The following is an 18,844-nucleotide window of genomic DNA, read 5'->3' on the forward strand; positions in this document are numbered from 1 at the left end:
CATTTCTTCTTTCTGCACGTAACAATGAGAAAGGAGATGATGATATGACGGGTTTAGTCGGCGGAGGGCTTATGATCATTGCGGGCATACTGATCAAACTGTTTCCTCCCAAATCGATCAACAGTGTGTACGGATACAGAACGAGACGCTCAATGTCAGATCAAAGATTATGGAATGAAGCGAACCGTTACAGTGCATCATTAATGATCCTGTCAGGCTTGGTGATTGCGGGAATGGGTTTGCTGCTGGGATCAAACTTGTTTATTCTTCAGCTTATCCTGCTGATTGCCGCCTGTGTCATAACATTTATGCTGACGGAGAAAAGGCTGAAAATCATGACGCACAGTCAAGGAGGAGATAGAAGTGGACGGAGTTAAATGCCAGTTTGTCAATACGAACGGAATCACGCTCCACGTTGCAGCCGCAGGACCGGAAAACGGCCCGTTAATTGTCCTGCTCCATGGATTTCCTGAGTTTTGGTACGGCTGGAAAAATCAAATCAAACCGCTTGTTGATGCGGGTTACCGGGTCATTGCTCCTGATCAGCGGGGCTACAATCTCAGTGACAAACCGGAAGGAATTGATTCGTATCGGATTGATACATTAAGTGATGATATCATCGGGCTTATTACGCAATTCACTGATGAAAAAGCAATTGTCATCGGGCATGACTGGGGAGGGGCTGTTGCATGGCATTTGGCTTCCACACGCCCGGAATATCTTGAAAAACTGATCGCGATCAATATTCCGCACCCGCACGTCATGAAAACCGTAACGCCGCTTTATCCGCCGCAATGGCTGAAAAGCTCGTATATCGCATACTTCCAGCTCCCCGATATACCGGAGGCATCACTAAGGGAAAATGATTATGAAACATTAGATAAAGCGATTGGATTATCCGACCGTCCCGCGCTTTTTACATCCGAGGATGTCAGCAGGTACAAAGAAGCGTGGAAACAGCCGGGCGCGCTGACAGCTATGCTGAACTGGTACAGAGCCATCAGAAAAGGAAGCTTGGCAGAGAAACCCTCTTACGAAACAGTACCTTACCGAATGATCTGGGGAATGGAAGACCGCTTTTTGAGCAGAAAGCTTGCGAAAGAGACGGAAAGGCATTGCCCGAATGGACATCTCATCTTTGTTGATGAAGCTTCCCATTGGATTAACCACGAAAAGCCAGCCATCGTCAATCAGCTGATTTTGGAATATCTTAAGAACCAATAAGCCAAAATTTCTCTCCATCCGTCTGTCATAATGGCAGACTTTTTCTGTGCGTTTTTTTCATAGTCTGTTTTAAACATGACAAAATAACATTAAAAATCATGAATGTCACCATAAAATTGTAACAAAAAACAGGTTTAAACGACTTTAAAAAAAGGAATAGCCTTACTGAAGATTTGTGTAAAACTCCCCTAAGGCAATACTTAAAAAGAATAATAAAAAGAAGGTGCCTTAATGAAGCAAGGATTAATCTCGATTATTATCCCGTCTTACAATGAAGGGTATAATGTCAAACTCATTCATGAATCTTTAAAAAAGGAATTTAAAAACATTCATTATGACTATGAAATATTCTTCATAAACGACGGAAGTGTTGATGACACGCTTCAGCAGATCAAAGACTTGGCAGCGACGTGCAGCCGGGTAAAATATATATCTTTTTCTCGAAACTTTGGAAAAGAAGCCGCAATTTTGGCGGGCTTTGAGCATGTTCAGGGCGAGGCGGTTATTGTCATGGATGCCGATCTACAGCATCCGACATATTTGCTGAAGGAATTTATCAAAGGCTACGAAGAAGGGTATGACCAAGTCATTGCCCAAAGGAACAGAAAAGGGGACAGCTTTGTCCGCTCACTCTTATCATCTATGTATTACAAGTTCATTAATAAAGCGGTGGAAGTCGATTTGCGTGACGGTGTCGGTGACTTCAGATTGTTAAGCCGCCAAGCTGTGAATGCACTTTTGAAGCTGAGCGAAGGAAACCGCTTTTCAAAAGGGCTTTTTTGCTGGATTGGCTTTGATCAGAAAATTGTATTTTATGAAAATGTCGAACGAAAAAACGGCACCTCCAAATGGTCGTTCAGCAGTCTGTTTAACTACGGAATGGACGGCGTCGTTTCATTTAATCATAAGCCGCTGAGATTATGTTTTTATACAGGCATTTTCATCTTGCTGCTTTCCATCATTTATATCATTGCCACATTCGTTAAAATTCTGACTAACGGTATTTCTGTGCCTGGGTATTTTACCATTATCTCAGCAGTGTTATTTCTTGGCGGAGTACAGCTGTTAAGCCTCGGAATTATAGGCGAATATATCGGCCGAATCTATTATGAAACAAAAAAACGCCCGCATTATTTGATCAAAGAAGCGAATATCCCGAACAAAGACCTGCCTGAAACGAACGAATTAAAAAGCATGCGGCGTCTGACAAAAATGCACTGAAAATACCAAACGCCATTGGCAGTGCTTTTTTGCGTGTCTATTATCTTAAAAGCAAGACTGGAGAATTCATATGAAAAGAAAACATATCATGATCTATGCTGCCAGTTTGCTGGTGTCCGTTCTGGCACACGCTTTTTTTGTGAAAGAATGGGCGGAAGGCAGGTATATGACAGGTCCGGGTGACGGGCTTGCGCAAATGATCGTATTTAAAAAATTATTATTTGACCAATATACAAACGGGAATCTTTTCTACAATTATTCATTCGGACTTGGCGGCGGCACATTCAGTCAGCTCGGCTATTATTTTTCCGCGTCTTTTCTTTTTCTTGCTGCGTCCGCCGCTGTTTGGCTGCTTCAAGCCGTCCAGCTGATCGGAGAAGCGGATACGCTTTTTTGGGCTGAGTCAGCTGTTTTTATCAGTATTTTCAAATTGAGTTTGATCATCTTTACGTCCGCTTCTGTTTTTCATTATCTTCTCAAGCACAGGGCGGCATCGTTCACGGGAGCTGTGTTATACGGCGTCTCAATTATTTATTTCCGTCACGAAGCATATTGGGAATTTTTTACCGATACAATGGTTTGGCTTCCGCTGCTTGTGCTTGGCGCAGAAAAAATTATTAGAGAGCGGCGCCCGGCGTGGTTTATCGTTGCGTGTTCGCTGACGTTAATCAATAATTTTTACTTTGCATACATAAACCTTATATTCATCGGAATCTATGTGCTGTTCAGATGGCTGATCCGTTTGGAACCACATGAAGAGAAAAGATGGATTCAAATCAGATTATTTCTGGTTTCAGGCTTCATTTCTTTTGGCATCAGTGCGGCGGCGTTTGTGCCGGTGGTATACGGTTATTTAAACAACCTGCGCCCTCCATACAGCCAGAAAATAGAGTGGCTCAATTTCGATGATAATATCTTATTTTCGAGCCGGATCATCATTGTGCCGGCCGCTTTTCTGCTGTTTTTGTTTATTATTTCTTTTTACAAAAACCGTGTGTTTCGTCTCTTTGCCGGATTGAGCCTGCTGTTTATTCTTTTTCATTTCAGTCCGTATGCGGCAAGCGTCTTTAACGGCTTTTCCGCCCCGCAAAACCGGTTTGAATATGTTCTGGCCTTTACCATTGCGGGAGCAGCTGCGGCTGGTTTGTCACAGCTGTCTGATTTGAAACGGAAAGAACTGCTCCCGGCCGCAGCTGTCGTCCTGCTTCTTTACTTGTATCATATTCAAAGGTATAAGCTCGATATATGGAAGCCTGCGAATGAAAGTATTCTATTGCTCTTACTCATGACAATCGCAGCCTTGTTTGCTGCAGCTTTTGCGAAAAAACGGGCAAAAATGGCTGTGTACGGTATAATCATTCTTTCTTCACTGTTTGTCGCCAACTCCTATCAAAAATACGCACTCTCAGAAGGCGGCGATTTGGACAGTGTGACAAAAGAATATCTTACAAGTGAGGAATACAGAGGGCGGGAATCATCTGAGCTCATTAGACGTTTACAGAAGGAAGACGATGATCCGCTCATGAGAATCGACTGGATGAACGGGGTCCGCAATAATACGCCAATCATTTACGGGTTTAATGGCTTCAGCGCGTATTCCAGCATTTTAAACAAAGATCTGCTGGCCTTCTATTGGAATGATTTAAGTATCGATATGGGCAGGGAAAGCGTTAGCCGTTACGCGTCATTGGGAGACAGGGCGAATTTATACAGCCTGCTTTACGGCAAATATTATATGACCGAAAAAACAAACGAAGCCAGCGTCCCGTACGGCTTCAAAAAGCATTTAGAAACAGAGCATTATGCAGTTTATGAGAATCAGTACATGCTTCCATTCGTCAAAACAGCCGATGCCATATACAGCGAAAGTGAGCTGGACCGATTGCCCGCTCTTGCGAAAGAACAGGCGATGCTGAAAGGAATCATATTAAAAGATCCATCAGGAAAAACGGAGCAGACACCAAAACCGTCCAATTTGATCACCAAGTCGGACATTACCGCAAAACAAGCCCAGTATCAAAACGGGCTGCTAACCGTAACTGGAGAAAACGGAGGAGAGCTGATCATCACCCCGAAACAGCCATCATCCGCTCCGGGAGACTACTATGTCAGCTTTTATTTGAAAAGCAAAGCAAAAGACAAAGGATTTACGTTAAAGGTAAATGATTATGTCACAACAAGGAAATCGAACAAATCGATATATAAAACCGGAGTAAATAATATAACGGTAAGAGTGCCTAAATCAGGACATATCTCAATCCATCTTCCGAAAGGAACCTATGAGCTGAGAAACATAGCGCTCTATGAAGAAAATTACCAAACGCTGAAAAACGCTGTAATGCAAAATAAAACAGAGACAGCAGACAAACTGAATTGGAACAAAAATCGACTGACCTTTGCATATCATCTGTCAAAAGACCAGTACATCATGCTTCCGATCCCATATGAAAAAGGCTGGGAGCTGAAGATCAACGGAAAAACACAGAAGATCGAAAAAGCGGATTATGCTTTTATAGGCTTCAAGGCGCAAAAGGGAGACAATCACATTGAGCTGACTTACTATCCGCCATACTTCAAAATATCGGCGCTCATATCTCTTGTCAGTCTGCTGCTTGCTGTTTTCTATATAAGACGTAAAAAGCCCGGCTCTATATAGAGCCGAGCTTTAATTTTTTCTGAAGTTTTTCTTCGCTGAATATCCATCCCGTATAGGACGAACGAATCGTGAGATCATGGCCGATGTGAACAATTGCGACAAACGGATAATGGCCTTTGCTCCGATAGCGCAGGTCGATAAATCTCACCTCATAATGATCTTTAAACGTATCCACTTCCCACCGGTAAACCGGAGAAAAGGACAGAAACGCCGCGATGTTATCATCCTGCTTTGCCGCATGCATTACATCGGTTTCAGGAACAGGCACCCGATTAAATGTATCCAGAATCACGACATGTCCTTCCATGCTTCTTCCTACATAGAAAGCATGTGCTGTCGTCACTGCGATTCGCCATTGCCTGAATTTCATCGTTGGAGAAATAATAATGCTTTCGATCTCATCATGAATCATCTCATGAAGCTTCCGTTTAATTCTCAGCTGCATGATCAGGCGCACCAAGTAGTAGCCTGCCAATATGATATATAAGCTGAGAAACGTGATGCCGGGACTCCCGCCTGCATACCAAATCGCAATAGCTGCCAGATGGCTGATAAAAATAAACGGATCAAACGTATTAATCAGCCCGAGCGCAACCCATTTTTTCGAAAACGGACGAATGGCTTGTGTTCCATAGGCGTTGAATATATCAACAAAGACATGCAGAACGACTGCCAGCAGTGTCCACAGCCACAGGTGCAGAAAATCGGCCTGAGGATAAAATAAATACAGAATCGCCGGGATGATGACAGACCAAAACAAAACGGCGGGAATTGAATGGGTAAATCCTCTGTGATTCCTTATATAAACAGCATTGTTTTTAAGCTTTAACACAGTATCAATATCCGGAGCCTGAGAGCCCGCAAGCGTTGCGATCATAACAGCGTGAGCCATTGCCGGATCTGATCCGACAACAGGATCAAGCGTCGCAATACCGCCCAGTGCGATGCCCATAACGACATGTGTGCCCGTATCCATAGGTGACCTCCTTGCAGGATGATCCTGCACATTCACTTTGTAAGAAATTCCCCATTTTCATATACCCAATTTTTAAACTGATTCAATCGTTCTCATATGTTTCCGCTTTTTCTTTATTACTATTTAATGTAACATATTATCGTACTGTGCCCTTAGTGTACAACAAAAAACAGTCTAAAGAAAAGCGGGGCGCGAAAGACTGGGGAGAAACACATATGAACGTACTTGAAGACAAATTAAAACAAAAAGACATACAGCAATTTCGCGATGATTTAATCTCATGGTTTGAACGAGAGCAGCGCGTTTTGCCGTGGAGAGAGGACCAAGATCCTTATAAGGTGTGGGTATCTGAAGTGATGCTACAGCAAACGAGAGTAGAGACAGTGATTCCTTACTTTCTCCGGTTTGTGGAACAATTCCCGACAGTGGAAGCGCTCGCTGATGCTGATGAAGAAAAGGTGCTGAAAGCATGGGAAGGGCTCGGCTATTATTCGCGAGTCAGAAATCTGCAAAGCGCGGTAAAAGAAGTGAAACAGGAATACGGCGGCATTGTCCCTCCAGACGAGAAAGATTTTGGCGGGTTAAAAGGCGTCGGCCCTTATACAAAGGGAGCGGTGCTCAGCATTGCCTACAATAAACCCATTCCCGCGGTTGACGGAAATGTGATGCGTGTCATGTCCAGAATTCTTTCTATTTGGGATGATATTGCCAAACCAAAAACAAGAACGATCTTTGAAGACGCCATACGAGCTTTTATTTCCAAAGAAAAACCATCTGAATTTAATCAGGGCTTGATGGAGCTTGGAGCCTTGATCTGTACGCCAAAATCACCCTCATGCCTGCTATGCCCGGTTCAGCAGCATTGCTCAGCATTTGAAGAAGGCACTGAACGGGAGCTTCCGGTAAAAAGCAAAAAGAAAAAGCCCGGGATCAAAACCATGGCTGCGATCGTACTGACTGATGAAGACGGACAAGTGTATATCCACAAACGGCCGTCTAAAGGTTTGCTCGCCAACCTGTGGGAATTCCCTAATCTTGAAACACAAAAAGGGATCAAAACTGAGCGTGAACAGCTCATTGCTTTCTTAGAAAACGAATATGGAATACAAGCTGATATCAGTGATCTGCAAGGTGTAGTCGAGCATGTTTTCACCCACCTGGTATGGAATATTTCAGTGTTTTTCGGTAAAGTAAAACAAGTGTCGGATACCAGCGAGCTGAAAATAGTAACGAAAGAAGAGCTCGAACAATTTGCGTTCCCGGTGTCACATCAAAAAATCTGGAAGATGGCAGTAGAAGCAGCCGCTATCTCGGCTGCTCCGTAAACCATTCTTAATCGTAAGAGACGCGCGTGCCGTGGCTGTAGTCCGCTTCATTGCGCTTCATTCCGCCGCGCGCTTCAATTTCTTGCGTTAATTCCCGGTATTTTGATTGGCCTTCTTCGTTCAAATAAGGCATAATTTGCTGAAAGGCATGATGAAAATAAGCGAGTTCACTGTTCTTCCAATCTTTTTTGGAAACCATGTTCAATTCGCTCATATCACGTCCGACATACATAACAGAAGACCCCCTTTAAAGTTCTTGCCATTATTGTTTGTGGAAATAAAAGAACTATACGCTACAAGGAGATGAGGAAAAATGGAACAAAATAAATGTGCACTCGTAACAGGAAGCAGCCGCGGTGTCGGAAAAGCGGCCGCGATCAGACTTGCTGAGAACGGCTATAACATCGTCATTAACTATGCACGCAGCAAAAAAGCAGCATTAGAAACAGCGGAAGAAATCGAAAAACTTGGCGTTAAAGTGCTTGTCGTAAAAGCAAACGTAGGACAGCCTGCAAAAATCAAAGAAATGTTTCAGCAAATTGATGAAACGTTCGGCAGACTTGATGTTTTTGTCAATAATGCCGCTTCAGGAGTACTAAGACCTGTCATGGAATTAGAAGAAACACACTGGGACTGGACGATGAACATTAATGCGAAAGCATTGCTTTTCTGCGCTCAGGAAGCTGCAAAGCTAATGGAGAAGAACGGAGGCGGGCATATTGTCAGCATCAGTTCATTAGGCTCTATCCGCTATCTTGAAAACTACACCACGGTCGGTGTATCAAAAGCAGCGTTAGAGGCTTTAACCCGTTATCTTGCGGTTGAGCTTTCACCAAAACAAATTATCGTCAATGCTGTTTCAGGCGGAGCGATCGACACAGATGCGCTGAAACACTTCCCGAATAGAGAAGATCTGCTTGAGGATGCGCGCCAAAACACGCCGGCGGGACGCATGGTCGAAATTAAAGACATGGTTGATACTGTTGAGTTTCTAGTGTCTTCCAAGGCTGACATGATCCGCGGACAGACAATTATCGTTGACGGCGGACGCTCACTGCTGGTTTAAAAATTTTTAAAAAAGAGGAATAGCTATACGATCACCTGCACATTCTAATGACCGTGGAGGTGATAACAATGGCTAACTCAAATAACTTCAGCAAAACAAACGCTCAACAAGTTAGAAAACAAAACCAACAATCAGCTGCTGGTCAAGGTCAATTTGGCACTGAATTTGCTAGCGAAACAAACGCTCAGCAAGTCAGAAAACAAAACCAGCAATCAGCTGGACAACAAGGTCAATTCGGCACTGAATTCGCTAGTGAAACTGACGTACAGCAGGTAAGACAGCAAAACCAATCTGCTGAACAAAACAAACAACAAAACAGCTAATCACTGAAACAGAAAAAAGCACTTCATCTTCGGGTGGAAGTGCTTTTTTCTGTTTGAAAAACGACAAAACTTGTGGAAGGTCTACAGAATGAGTCAAAGGGTTTGCTTTATGGAGATCGAAATGATTAAAGGAGGAAATGTTTATACTTTCATCAGGCTGAAGGAGGAACCGATGACGGAATTTGAAAAGCTGGTAAGTGAACAGATGAAAACGATGGATAAGCTTCTCGATCTCCAATCAGAGCTCGACCGCTGCAAACAAATTGAGGCGGAACTCCGGCATTTGGAAAGGGATGCAAGGCTGTGTGGGATACAGGCTGAAATTGCGGTAAAACGGAAACACCTTGCCGATATACAGGATATGTTTCAAAAGCAGACAGAGCAGGTCATTCGTTCATATCGCAGCTCAGAAAAGCCGTCTTCCTTTGTGTAGTGCAGGAATGTGCCATTCCCCGGCCGGAATGGCTCTTTTATTTTCATTTTTCAATTTGTAACGTTATAATAGGTAAAAGACGTTGTCGGTAAGCAAATTTGGACATACTAACTGTAGGGCTTTATAGAAAGTAGGGGAGAAATATGGGCTATCCCAAGGAAGGAGAAACCATTCAAATTCACAGCTATAAGCACAACGGGCTGATTCATAGAATTTGGAATGAGACAACAATCTTAAAAAGTACAGAAATGTGTGTCATCGGAGCCAATGACCGGACGATGGTAACCGAATCAGACGGCCGGACATGGATAACCAGAGAGCCCGCAATCTGTTATTTTCACGCAAGACAATGGTTTAATGTCATCGGGATGCTGAGGGAAGACGGGGTTCATTATTATTGCAACATCAGTTCTCCGTTTGCCTATGATGGCGAAGCAATTAAATATATTGATTATGACTTAGATGTTAAGGTTTTTCCTGACATGACCTACAATATTCTCGATGAAGACGAATATGATGATCATCGGAAAGCCATGAATTATCCAAAAGAAATCGACAGTATTTTAAGAGACTACTTAAATACGCTGCTCCATTGGATTCACCAGCGTCAGGGACCGTTTGCGCCCGAGTTTGTCGATATGTGGTATGAACGGTATTTGCGCTATACAAAATAATGGTTACGTAAAAACCTGTTGCGGGGTACAACAGGTTTTTCACATGGGCTCACACACATCATGATAAAGAGAGAGGGGGAATCAACGTGGGGGTTATGAAACGCTACATGCAATTCGTCAAACCTTATAAGAAGCAAATTTTCGTTACAGTGTTAATCGGGATCGTAAAATTTTCCATTCCGCTTGCTCTCCCATTGCTTCTGAAGTACGTAGTTGACGACATTATTCAAGGAGGCGGCACGGCCAGTGACAAAACCACGTCATTGTTCACGATTATGGCGATCATGTTCGCCTTATTTTTAATTTTGCGCCCGCCTGTTGAATATTATCGGCAATATTTTGCCCAGTGGACTGCCAGCAAGGTGCTTTATGATATAAGAGCTAAGCTGTTTGACCATATACAAAAACTGAGCCTTCGTTTTTACGCGAATACAAGAACAGGGGAAGTCATTTCCCGAGTGATTAATGATGTAGAACAAACAAAGGATTTCGTCATCACAGGGCTGATGAATATATGGCTCGATATGCTGACGATTTTGATTGTAATCTCTATCATGCTCACACTGGACGTTAAATTAACGCTGATCTCTATCGTATTATTCCCATTATACGGAATCTCAGTGAAGTATTTTTACGGCCGTTTACGAAAGCTGACAAGGGAGCGCTCACAGGCTCTTGCTCAAGTGCAGGGGCATTTGCACGAACGCATTCAAGGCATGCCTGTCATCAGAAGCTTTGCGATAGAAGATCATGAACAGGCTCAATTTAATGAGAAAAACAGCCATTTCTTAGATAAAGCCATCCGCCACACGAATTGGAACGCCAAAACCTTTGCGGTCGTTAATACCATTACAGATTTGGCGCCGCTCATCGTCATAGCGTGCGCCGGGTATTTTGTCATTAATGGACCGCTGACAGTCGGAACAATGGTCGCGTTTGTCGGATATATTGACAGAATGTACAACCCTGTTAGAAGGCTGATCAATTCCTCTACAACTTTGACACAGTCAATCGCATCAATGGACAGGGTGTTTGAATTTATTGACGAGCCCTATGAACTCACTGACAAACCAAATGCGATAAAGGCCGATCAGATTCGCGGAGGAGTGGAGTTTCAAAACGTTTCGTTTCAATATGAGAAGGACAAAGAAAATATTCTTCATGATGTATCCTTAAAAGTAAATAGAGGAGAAACTGTAGCTCTCGTCGGCATGAGCGGAGGAGGAAAATCAACGCTCGTCAGCCTGATCCCAAGATTTTATGATGTAACAAGCGGCAGACTGCTGATTGATGGGACGGATATTCGCGATTATGAAGCAAGAAGCCTTCGCAACCAGGTTGGTATGGTGCTTCAGGATACCTTTTTATTTAGTGAAACGATTCGGGAAAATATCGCGATCGGCAAGCCTGATGCCACACTTGAAGAGATAATCGAAGCCGCCAAAGCTGCAAATGCCCATGAATTTATCATGAGTTTTCCAGAAGGATATGAGACCCGGGTGGGAGAACGAGGCGTTAAGCTTTCAGGCGGACAAAAGCAGCGGATCTCAATTGCGCGGGTATTCCTGAAAAATCCGCCGCTCCTCATTTTAGATGAAGCTACATCAGCTCTGGATTTGGAAAGTGAGCATTACATTCAAGAAGCGATGGACAAACTGGCGAAGGATAGAACAACTTTTGTTGTCGCCCACCGTTTATCGACAATCACCCATGCGGATAAGATTGTTGTCATGGAAAACGGCACAATCATTGAAATCGGAACCCATGATGAACTCATGGACTATGAGAGCCAGTACAAGCACTTATTTACCATTCAAAATTTGAACTAAAACATCAATCTTATATCCTTTTAACGAAGGATATAAGATTTTTTTGTATATAAAAAAACCCGGCTGTTTAACCGGGTTACTCTTCTGTTTCTATTTCGCAGTCTTTCGGATGATACGTTTGAAAACTTGTGATAAGTGTTTCCAAATGTTCAAGCTGCTCGCGATATTCTACGGCACTTGCCATAATATTAAGCATGTTGTAATCAATAAGCTCCTCATCCGTATTCTGCTGATTTTTTAAAAATGACTTTGTTAAAAGCTGCTTATATCGAATGCCTTCTTCATCTGCGTCATCATGCGGCTTGATTTTGCCGACAAACCTCATCAAAATCAGTTCATGCCAGTAAAGCAGGTAATCAAGCTCTTCAGTCAGTGTTTCCTGAAACTCTTCCGGCATATGATAGATCTCGTTTTCCAAACGATGCAGTTTCTTCAATGTATCAAGCGCCCGATTTGCAGTAATAATGGCCTGTCTGAACAAGACAAGCTTTCTTGATTTTACATAAGTCGTTTTCTTAAAGTAGCTTCTCTCTTCTTTATATAGCAGATATGTCTGATCAAGCTTGATCATTTTTTCTTTCAGTTTTTCAATATCCTCTTTCAAAATCGAATGCTCTGTTGACTGCCGCATGGACAGCCTTATCCACTTCATAATTTCTTCGGTGTTTTCGACGGTATTATGAATCAGCTTTGTTTCGTACTTAGGAGGCAAAAACACAAGGTTGACGATAAAGGAAGAAAGCACCCCTAAGATCACAGTGCTTGTTCTGATCAGCGCGAACATTAAAAAGTCGTCACCGGCGGATTCTAAAATCGCAATAACTGTTACAAGAGCAATCGAAATTGTATGTTCAATTTTAAGTTTCAGCATGATTGTAATGACAATAACTGCTGTTAACCCGATCATAATCGGGCTGGGTCCGAAAATAAGGCCGAACACTGTGGCAATCACAGCTCCGATGATATTTGCCTGAACCTGGTCAATAATAATGAGAAAAGAGCGGTAAATCGACGGCTGGATCGCAAATATCGCTGCAATCCCAGCGAAAATCGGCGCGGGAAGCCCGATCCACGAAGCCAAATAAAGGGCAAGTGTAATCGCAATCCCGGTTTTGAAAATGCGGGCACCAAGTTTCATTGGTTTGTGCGTGCATTCCTTTCTATAGTAAATTGTGTAACATAGCAAATGGCTAATCCTTAAAATTCCCGGTAAGTTTATTTGCTAAACAATTAAGTAATATACAGGGATCAACACAAATATTCAAGCTATTTTTCTAGAAAAAGACCAAAATCTTACACACTGTTTGAATCCATAAAAAAACAGGAGCTCAATGCTCCTGTCCAAGTTGTCTGATTCTAGTTTTTAAGGTGTTTAAAAGCATCCTCGACCGCTGCAAGCGTGTCTTTAATATCCTGCTCTGTATGTGCTGTTGTAATAAACCAGGCTTCATATTTAGAAGGTGCTAAATTAATTCCGCGTTCCAGCATCAGTTTGAAAAACGTCGCGAACGTTTCTCCGTCACTACGTTCAGCCTGCTCGTAATTTTCGACTTTCTCATCAGAGAAATAAACCGTGAGTGCGCCTTTTAACCGGTTGACAGTAATCGTGATGCCGTGTGTTTCTGCATGCTGTAATATGCCTTCCTCCAGCATAGCGCCAAGGTGATCAAGCTTTTCATACACGCCTTCCTCTTTGAGCACTTCCAGACAAGCGATGCCTGATAGGATGGAAGCGGGGTTCCCTGCCATTGTTCCTGCCTGATAAGCAGGCCCTAGCGGAGCTACCTGCTCCATGATTTCTTGTTTGCCGCCATAGGCGCCAATTGGAAGTCCGCCGCCGATAATTTTTCCGAGTGCTGTTAAATCCGGTTTCACCTGTAAGAGATCCTGCGCGCCGCCATACATAAAGCGGAAAGCCGTAATGACTTCATCGTAAATAACGAGAGCGCCTGCATTGTGTGTCAATTCATTTACTTTTTCTAAGAAGCCCTTTTTCGGCTCGACGATACCGAAGTTGCCGACAATCGGTTCAACGAGAACCGCCGCGATTTCACTGCCCCATTTATCAAGAGCCGCTTTATAGCTATCGATATCATTAAATGGAACTGTGATCACTTCGTTTGCAATGCTTTTCGGTACACCGGCTGAGTCTGGTGTGCCGAGAGTAGACGGGCCGGAGCCTGCGGCGACAAGCACAAGGTCCGAATGCCCGTGATAGCAGCCCGCAAATTTAATGATTTTTGTCCGGCCTGTATATGCGCGAGCCACGCGGATGGTCGTCATAACGGCTTCTGTTCCCGAATTGACGAATCTTACTTTGTCCATAGCGGGAATGGCTTCTTTGAGCATCTTTGCAAATGTAACCTCATGTTTCGTTGGTGTTCCATACAATACACCGTTCTCTGCCGCTTTTTTAATCGCTTCTGTAATATGCGGGTGGGCATGTCCTGTAATAATCGGACCGTACGCCGCTAAATAATCGATGTATTTGTTGCCGTCCACATCCCAAAAATAAGCGCCGCTTGCTTTCTCCATTGCAACAGGAGAACCGCCGCCGACTGCTTTATATGATCTAGACGGGCTGTTTACACCGCCGACAATGTGCTGTAATGCCTCATTGTGAAGTTCAATTGATTTTGTATGCAAGAATAAAAACCTCCTATATCTCCATGCGTCCTTTCTATTGTAGCATGCTTCCGAACAAGAACAATGGCTTCGGGCTTCAGATTCAGCTGAGATGGTTGTAATCTGGACAAGAATTGGATACGCTTAATAAAAAAACATCCGGAGGTAACGTAATGACTATAGAAATCGGACAAAAAGCGCCTGATCTTGAGTTAAAAGGCGATCATGGGGAAACAGTAAAATTATCGGATTATAAAGGAAAGTACATCGTGCTTTATTTTTATCCAAAAGACATGACACCGGGATGTACAACTGAAGCATGCGATTTTCGGGACAGTCACGAAAGCTTCGCCGAACTGGATGCCGTCATTATCGGCGTCAGCCCGGACAGCCAGGAAAAACACGGAAAATTTAAAGAGAAGCATAACCTTCCATTTCTGCTTCTTGTTGATGACGAGCATAAGCTGGCAGAAGCGTTTGATGTGTGGAAGCTGAAGAAAAACTTCGGAAAAGAGTATATGGGAATCGAGCGTTCCACTTTTTTAATTGATAAAGAAGGCTGGGTCATTAAAGAATGGAGAAAGGTAAAAGTAAAGGACCATGTAGCCGAAGCGCTTCAAACCCTCAAAGATATGTCGGAAAAGTAAATCTCTATGAGCCTATGCTTACTTTTACCCTGATATCAATTGACAAATTATCGTAGGAAGAGTTACACTAATTATAAACATTACAATGTAAGAATTTTTTTTAGAAGAGAGGTGCATGACGGATGGCTGCACATGAACTAAAAGAAGCCTTAGAAACGTTGAAGGAAACCGGAGTTCGCATTACTCCTCAACGTCATGCGATTCTGGAATATCTCGTTAACTCTATGGCTCATCCAACAGCGGACGATATATATAAAGCTCTGGAAGGGAAATTTCCTAACATGAGCGTAGCGACAGTATATAACAATTTGCGTGTGTTCCGGGAATCAGGTTTGGTAAAAGAGCTCACATACGGTGATGCTTCCAGCAGATTCGATTTTGTGACATCCGATCACTATCACGCGATTTGCGAAAACTGCGGTAAAATTGTGGACTTCCACTACCCGGGCCTTGATGAAGTGGAACAGCTCGCTGCCCACGTCACGGGCTTCAAGGTAAGCCACCACCGTTTAGAAATTTACGGCGTCTGCCAAGAGTGTTCGAAAAAAGAAAATCATTAAAAATAAGCTGACCGCACGAAACGGTCAGCTTATTTTATTTCGACATTTTCTTTTTATTATAAGACTCATCAAATTCTTTTCCTTCTAATCCCTTATCTAAAGTCAGCGGCTCTCGGCAATGCATGCACATATCGACTCTTCCTAAAACCTTTGTCTCTTTTTCACAGCCCGGACAAATGACGCGAACCGCTTTGGTCGAAAGCATTCCGATCCAAAAGTAAACAACCGTGCTGAGACCAATGGATAAAAGTCCAAGTATCATAAACAAACTAGATAGCAAAACTGACTCTTTAAAAAAGATCCCGATGTACATAATGATAAACCCAACGAAAACCAAACTTAACGCAAATGTTCTGATTTTATTAATTTTGCTGGAGTATTTCGCCATGTCCATCCCCCTCTGATTTAACTATAGCACAAACCCGATGGGATTTTCTTCATGTTTTCGGTTGAACTGGAATTTATATATGGAGAGTTACTGTGAAATTGTTTATAATAGTTCAATGTGTTTAGAAAAAAGGAATTTCGTTTTAACCATAGAATTGAATCAAATAGAGAATAAAAAAATTTGAACAATTGTATTGGAGGAATAGTGATGGAAAATCTTCTCCGTCCAATTTACCAAGAAAGAGCAAGTCATCCCAACACATTGGCTGTCATTATGATTGAGAGAAGAAACAAAACATCTTCCTTAACAGATAACTTTGATGCAGCTTTGCTGGTGATTGTAAAGGATGCTGATGAGCCAGTTTTTATAAAGCATTATGAATTTGATCATCAAACAGCTTCTTTGCATGTGGTAACAGATTCTCAGATTCAAGAATGGATTTTGCTCGGAACAAATAGAAGAATCATAGATTGGATTGTAAATGGCAGAGTTTTGTTTGACCGTAATGAATACGTAGTTGAACTGATTGACAGGCTGAATACATTTCCGTTTGCCGAACGTAAACTGAAGATCGGACTCGAATACGGCAAATTAATCAGAAGGTATGTTGAAGGGAAAGCTTTTTTTGAAGCCAATCAATTTTTAGATGCCTACAACGCCGTTGTTCATGCGCTGCATCATTTAGCACGTATTGAAGTAATCGACAGAGGATTCCATCCCGAAACCACTGTGTGGAGCCAAGTGCGCCAGATGGAGCCGCAAGTGTACAAGTTATATTCCGAGCTGATTGAAAGTCACGAGAGCCTGGAAAAAAGACTTGAATTATTATTCTTAGCAAATGATTTTCTCATCCATTCCAAAGCCGAGATCGGTTCGGCGCATCTTTTCGAAGTAATGAAAGAAAAAGACATTTGGCAATTCGGTGAGCTTCTTCAACATCATGACCTAAAGCACTTTACCCAAGATCTTGGCGTTATGCTTGATTACTTGACAGAAAAGGGACTTATCAACGTCTGCCAGATAGAAACTAAAGGACAGGCTGTCTATCACCGAGGATATTCTTTTAAAAAAGGTGTTGACTCTGATTCTTGACCATGTTATATTATTAAACGTCGCTGATGCGCTTCTGAGAAAACAAGCTCACAGCGGCGGGAAAATAAATCAAAAAAACATTTGACAAAAGAAAATCAAAATGTTATATTAATAAAGTCGCTTCAACAAGAAGTGAAAATGATCTTTGAAAACTAAACAAGACAAAACGTACCTGTTAATTCAGTTTTTTAAAAAAATCGCACAGCGATGTGCGTAGTCAGTCAAACTAGGGCCTGCACGACGCAGGTCACACAGGTGTCGCCGCAGGATGCGGTGAACTTAACCTGTGATCCATTTATCGGAGAGTTTGATCCTGGCTCAGGACGAACGCTGGCGGCGTGCCTAATACATGCAAGTCGAGCGAACAGATGGGAGCTTGCTCCCTGATGTTAGCGGCGGACGGGTGAGTAACACGTGGGTAACCTGCCTGTAAGACTGGGATAACTCCGGGAAACCGGGGCTAATACCGGATGGTTGTTTGAACCGCATGGTTCAAACATAAAAGGTGGCTTCGGCTACCACTTACAGATGGACCCGCGGCGCATTAGCTAGTTGGTGAGGTAACGGCTCACCAAGGCAACGATGCGTAGCCGACCTGAGAGGGTGATCGGCCACACTGGGACTGAGACACGGCCCAGACTCCTACGGGAGGCAGCAGTAGGGAATCTTCCGCAATGGACGAAAGTCTGACGGAGCAACGCCGCGTGAGTGATGAAGGTTTTCGGATCGTAAAGCTCTGTTGTTAGGGAAGAACAAGTACCGTTCGAATAGGGCGGTACCTTGACGGTACCTAACCAGAAAGCCACGGCTAACTACGTGCCAGCAGCCGCGGTAATACGTAGGTGGCAAGCGTTGTCCGGAATTATTGGGCGTAAAGGGCTCGCAGGCGGTTTCTTAAGTCTGATGTGAAAGCCCCCGGCTCAACCGGGGAGGGTCATTGGAAACTGGGGAACTTGAGTGCAGAAGAGGAGAGTGGAATTCCACGTGTAGCGGTGAAATGCGTAGAGATGTGGAGGAACACCAGTGGCGAAGGCGACTCTCTGGTCTGTAACTGACGCTGAGGAGCGAAAGCGTGGGGAGCGAACAGGATTAGATACCCTGGTAGTCCACGCCGTAAACGATGAGTGCTAAGTGTTAGGGGGTTTCCGCCCCTTAGTGCTGCAGCTAACGCATTAAGCACTCCGCCTGGGGAGTACGGTCGCAAGACTGAAACTCAAAGGAATTGACGGGGGCCCGCACAAGCGGTGGAGCATGTGGTTTAATTCGAAGCAACGCGAAGAACCTTACCAGGTCTTGACATCCTCTGACAATCCTAGAGATAGGACGTCCCCTTCGGGGGCAGAGTGACAGGTGGTGCATGGTTGTCGTCAGCTCGTGTCGTGAGATGTTGGGTTAAGTCCCGCAACGAGCGCAACCCTTGATCTTAGTTGCCAGCATTCAGTTGGGCACTCTAAGGTGACTGCCGGTGACAAACCGGAGGAAGGTGGGGATGACGTCAAATCATCATGCCCCTTATGACCTGGGCTACACACGTGCTACAATGGACAGAACAAAGGGCAGCGAAACCGCGAGGTTAAGCCAATCCCATAAATCTGTTCTCAGTTCGGATCGCAGTCTGCAACTCGACTGCGTGAAGCTGGAATCGCTAGTAATCGCGGATCAGCATGCCGCGGTGAATACGTTCCCGGGCCTTGTACACACCGCCCGTCACACCACGAGAGTTTGTAACACCCGAAGTCGGTGAGGTAACCTTTTAGGAGCCAGCCGCCGAAGGTGGGACAGATGATTGGGGTGAAGTCGTAACA

18 protein-coding genes and 1 rRNA gene (1 of these 19 running past the window's edge) are annotated in these 18,844 nt (G+C 43.6%); 14 read left to right on the forward strand and 5 right to left on the reverse strand.

From position 1 onward, the window contains the following. Positions 1 to 44: 44 nt before the first annotated feature. The 4 genes from spdL (at position 45) to AC0OMU_RS01240 (ending at position 5,101) form a co-directional block, all read left to right on the forward strand. On the forward strand, positions 45 to 377 hold the full coding sequence (spdL, locus tag AC0OMU_RS01225; protein ID WP_003242803.1) for an SdpC immunity protein SpdL: 333 nt from the start codon (positions 45 to 47) through the stop codon (positions 375 to 377). Then, complete coding sequence (gene ephM, locus AC0OMU_RS01230; RefSeq protein WP_181218624.1) at positions 364 to 1,224, forward strand: epoxide hydrolase EphM; 861 nt, start codon at positions 364 to 366, stop codon at positions 1,222 to 1,224. The genes spdL and ephM overlap by 14 nt, the downstream gene beginning before the upstream one ends. A 231-nt stretch (positions 1,225 to 1,455) precedes the next feature. Beyond that, positions 1,456 to 2,445 (forward strand): glycosyltransferase family 2 protein, encoded by a 990-nt coding sequence (locus AC0OMU_RS01235; RefSeq protein WP_003244113.1) that lies wholly within the window; start codon positions 1,456 to 1,458, stop codon positions 2,443 to 2,445. A gap of 70 nt (positions 2,446 to 2,515) precedes the next feature. Then, positions 2,516 to 5,101, forward strand: a complete 2,586-nt coding sequence (locus AC0OMU_RS01240; protein WP_015383152.1) for a YfhO family protein — start codon at positions 2,516 to 2,518, stop codon at positions 5,099 to 5,101. Here the strand turns inward: AC0OMU_RS01240 and AC0OMU_RS01245 are convergent. Further along, positions 5,094 to 6,077, reverse strand: coding sequence for a metal-dependent hydrolase (locus tag AC0OMU_RS01245; RefSeq protein WP_014476212.1), 984 nt, complete (start codon positions 6,075 to 6,077; stop codon positions 5,094 to 5,096). The genes AC0OMU_RS01240 and AC0OMU_RS01245 overlap by 8 nt on opposite strands. 215 nt (positions 6,078 to 6,292) lie before the next feature. Between AC0OMU_RS01245 and mutY the strand changes: the two genes are divergently transcribed. Further along, the gene (gene mutY / locus AC0OMU_RS01250; protein ID WP_015482977.1) at positions 6,293 to 7,402 is read left to right on the forward strand and encodes an A/G-specific adenine glycosylase; all 1,110 of its coding nucleotides are present in this window, start codon (positions 6,293 to 6,295) and stop codon (positions 7,400 to 7,402) included. A 7-nt stretch (positions 7,403 to 7,409) separates the two neighbouring features. Here the strand turns inward: mutY and AC0OMU_RS01255 are convergent, their stop codons facing one another. Further along, entirely contained in the window at positions 7,410 to 7,634 is a 225-nt protein-coding gene (locus AC0OMU_RS01255; RefSeq protein WP_003233542.1) for a hypothetical protein, read from the reverse strand. 81 nt (positions 7,635 to 7,715) lie between these two features. Here AC0OMU_RS01255 and fabL point away from each other — a divergent pair, with 81 nt between their 5' ends. The 5 genes from fabL to AC0OMU_RS01280 all read left to right on the forward strand — a co-directional run bounded on the left by fabL (position 7,716) and on the right by AC0OMU_RS01280 (position 11,727). Then, positions 7,716 to 8,468 (forward strand): enoyl-[acyl-carrier-protein] reductase FabL, encoded by a 753-nt coding sequence (gene fabL / locus AC0OMU_RS01260; RefSeq protein ID WP_003223262.1) that lies wholly within the window; start codon positions 7,716 to 7,718, stop codon positions 8,466 to 8,468. A gap of 68 nt (positions 8,469 to 8,536) precedes the next feature. Beyond that, complete coding sequence (gene sspE / locus AC0OMU_RS01265; RefSeq protein WP_014476214.1) at positions 8,537 to 8,791, forward strand: gamma type acid-soluble spore protein SspE; 255 nt, start codon at positions 8,537 to 8,539, stop codon at positions 8,789 to 8,791. A gap of 172 nt (positions 8,792 to 8,963) precedes the next feature. After that, positions 8,964 to 9,224: a YgaB family protein gene (locus tag AC0OMU_RS01270; protein ID WP_175950717.1), complete on the forward strand. Its 261-nt coding sequence runs from the start codon at positions 8,964 to 8,966 to the stop codon at positions 9,222 to 9,224. 143 nt (positions 9,225 to 9,367) lie between these two features. Continuing rightward, a complete protein-coding gene (gene ntdP / locus AC0OMU_RS01275) occupies positions 9,368 to 9,898 on the forward strand; it encodes a nucleoside tri-diphosphate phosphatase (RefSeq protein ID WP_003223272.1) in 531 nt (176 codons plus the stop codon). An 86-nt stretch (positions 9,899 to 9,984) separates the two neighbouring features. Continuing rightward, on the forward strand, positions 9,985 to 11,727 hold the full coding sequence (locus tag AC0OMU_RS01280) for an ABC transporter ATP-binding protein (protein ID WP_047182319.1): 1,743 nt from the start codon (positions 9,985 to 9,987) through the stop codon (positions 11,725 to 11,727). A gap of 76 nt (positions 11,728 to 11,803) precedes the next feature. Here AC0OMU_RS01280 and AC0OMU_RS01285 read toward each other — a convergent pair whose 3' ends face one another. Together AC0OMU_RS01285 and AC0OMU_RS01290 are read right to left on the reverse strand one after the other, a co-directional pair. Then, positions 11,804 to 12,865: an aromatic acid exporter family protein gene (locus AC0OMU_RS01285; RefSeq protein ID WP_014663280.1), complete on the reverse strand. Its 1,062-nt coding sequence runs from the start codon at positions 12,863 to 12,865 to the stop codon at positions 11,804 to 11,806. 218 nt (positions 12,866 to 13,083) lie between these two features. Continuing rightward, positions 13,084 to 14,373 carry a glutamate-1-semialdehyde 2,1-aminomutase gene (locus tag AC0OMU_RS01290; RefSeq protein WP_015383155.1) on the reverse strand — a complete coding sequence of 430 codons (1,290 nt, stop codon included), beginning with the start codon at positions 14,371 to 14,373 and terminating at the stop codon, positions 13,084 to 13,086. A gap of 152 nt (positions 14,374 to 14,525) precedes the next feature. On the opposite strand from AC0OMU_RS01290, the gene bcp reads away from it, so the two are divergent. Together bcp and perR are read left to right on the forward strand one after the other, a co-directional pair. After that, positions 14,526 to 14,999: a thioredoxin-dependent thiol peroxidase gene (gene bcp, locus AC0OMU_RS01295; RefSeq protein WP_474240853.1), complete on the forward strand. Its 474-nt coding sequence runs from the start codon at positions 14,526 to 14,528 to the stop codon at positions 14,997 to 14,999. A gap of 122 nt (positions 15,000 to 15,121) precedes the next feature. After that, positions 15,122 to 15,559 (forward strand): peroxide-responsive transcriptional repressor PerR, encoded by a 438-nt coding sequence (gene perR / locus AC0OMU_RS01300; RefSeq protein ID WP_003223285.1) that lies wholly within the window; start codon positions 15,122 to 15,124, stop codon positions 15,557 to 15,559. A 34-nt stretch (positions 15,560 to 15,593) separates the two neighbouring features. Here perR and AC0OMU_RS01305 read toward each other — a convergent pair whose 3' ends face one another. After that, a complete protein-coding gene (locus AC0OMU_RS01305) occupies positions 15,594 to 15,947 on the reverse strand; it encodes a YgzB family protein (RefSeq protein ID WP_014113119.1) in 354 nt (117 codons plus the stop codon). A 207-nt stretch (positions 15,948 to 16,154) separates the two neighbouring features. Here AC0OMU_RS01305 and AC0OMU_RS01310 point away from each other — a divergent pair, with 207 nt between their 5' ends. Together AC0OMU_RS01310 and AC0OMU_RS01315 are read left to right on the forward strand one after the other, a co-directional pair. Further along, on the forward strand, positions 16,155 to 17,039 hold the full coding sequence (locus AC0OMU_RS01310; RefSeq protein ID WP_003243727.1) for a nucleotidyltransferase-like protein: 885 nt from the start codon (positions 16,155 to 16,157) through the stop codon (positions 17,037 to 17,039). Between the two features lie 295 nt (positions 17,040 to 17,334). Beyond that, positions 17,335 to 18,844 (forward strand): 16S ribosomal RNA (locus tag AC0OMU_RS01315); it runs 40 nt beyond the window's last position.

Source organism: Bacillus sp. FAU18 (assembly GCF_056033885.1).

Excerpts from the sequence above, each read along its gene's own strand:
- spdL (WP_003242803.1), top strand. The coding sequence starts at position 45 with ATGACGGGTTTAGTCGGCGGAGGGCTTATGATCATTGCGGGCATACTG.
- AC0OMU_RS01235 (WP_003244113.1), top strand. The coding sequence starts at position 1,456 with ATGAAGCAAGGATTAATCTCGATTATTATCCCGTCTTACAATGAAGGG.
- AC0OMU_RS01240 (WP_015383152.1), top strand. The coding sequence starts at position 2,516 with ATGAAAAGAAAACATATCATGATCTATGCTGCCAGTTTGCTGGTGTCC.
- AC0OMU_RS01245 (WP_014476212.1), bottom strand. The coding sequence starts at position 6,077 with ATGGATACGGGCACACATGTCGTTATGGGCATCGCACTGGGCGGTATT.
- mutY (WP_015482977.1), top strand. The coding sequence starts at position 6,293 with ATGAACGTACTTGAAGACAAATTAAAACAAAAAGACATACAGCAATTT.
- AC0OMU_RS01255 (WP_003233542.1), bottom strand. The coding sequence starts at position 7,634 with ATGTATGTCGGACGTGATATGAGCGAATTGAACATGGTTTCCAAAAAA.
- fabL (WP_003223262.1), top strand. The coding sequence starts at position 7,716 with ATGGAACAAAATAAATGTGCACTCGTAACAGGAAGCAGCCGCGGTGTC.
- sspE (WP_014476214.1), top strand. The coding sequence starts at position 8,537 with ATGGCTAACTCAAATAACTTCAGCAAAACAAACGCTCAACAAGTTAGA.
- AC0OMU_RS01270 (WP_175950717.1), top strand. The coding sequence starts at position 8,964 with ATGACGGAATTTGAAAAGCTGGTAAGTGAACAGATGAAAACGATGGAT.
- ntdP (WP_003223272.1), top strand. The coding sequence starts at position 9,368 with ATGGGCTATCCCAAGGAAGGAGAAACCATTCAAATTCACAGCTATAAG.
- AC0OMU_RS01285 (WP_014663280.1), bottom strand. The coding sequence starts at position 12,865 with ATGAAACTTGGTGCCCGCATTTTCAAAACCGGGATTGCGATTACACTT.
- bcp (WP_474240853.1), top strand. The coding sequence starts at position 14,526 with ATGACTATAGAAATCGGACAAAAAGCGCCTGATCTTGAGTTAAAAGGC.
- perR (WP_003223285.1), top strand. The coding sequence starts at position 15,122 with ATGGCTGCACATGAACTAAAAGAAGCCTTAGAAACGTTGAAGGAAACC.
- AC0OMU_RS01305 (WP_014113119.1), bottom strand. The coding sequence starts at position 15,947 with ATGGCGAAATACTCCAGCAAAATTAATAAAATCAGAACATTTGCGTTA.
- AC0OMU_RS01310 (WP_003243727.1), top strand. The coding sequence starts at position 16,155 with ATGGAAAATCTTCTCCGTCCAATTTACCAAGAAAGAGCAAGTCATCCC.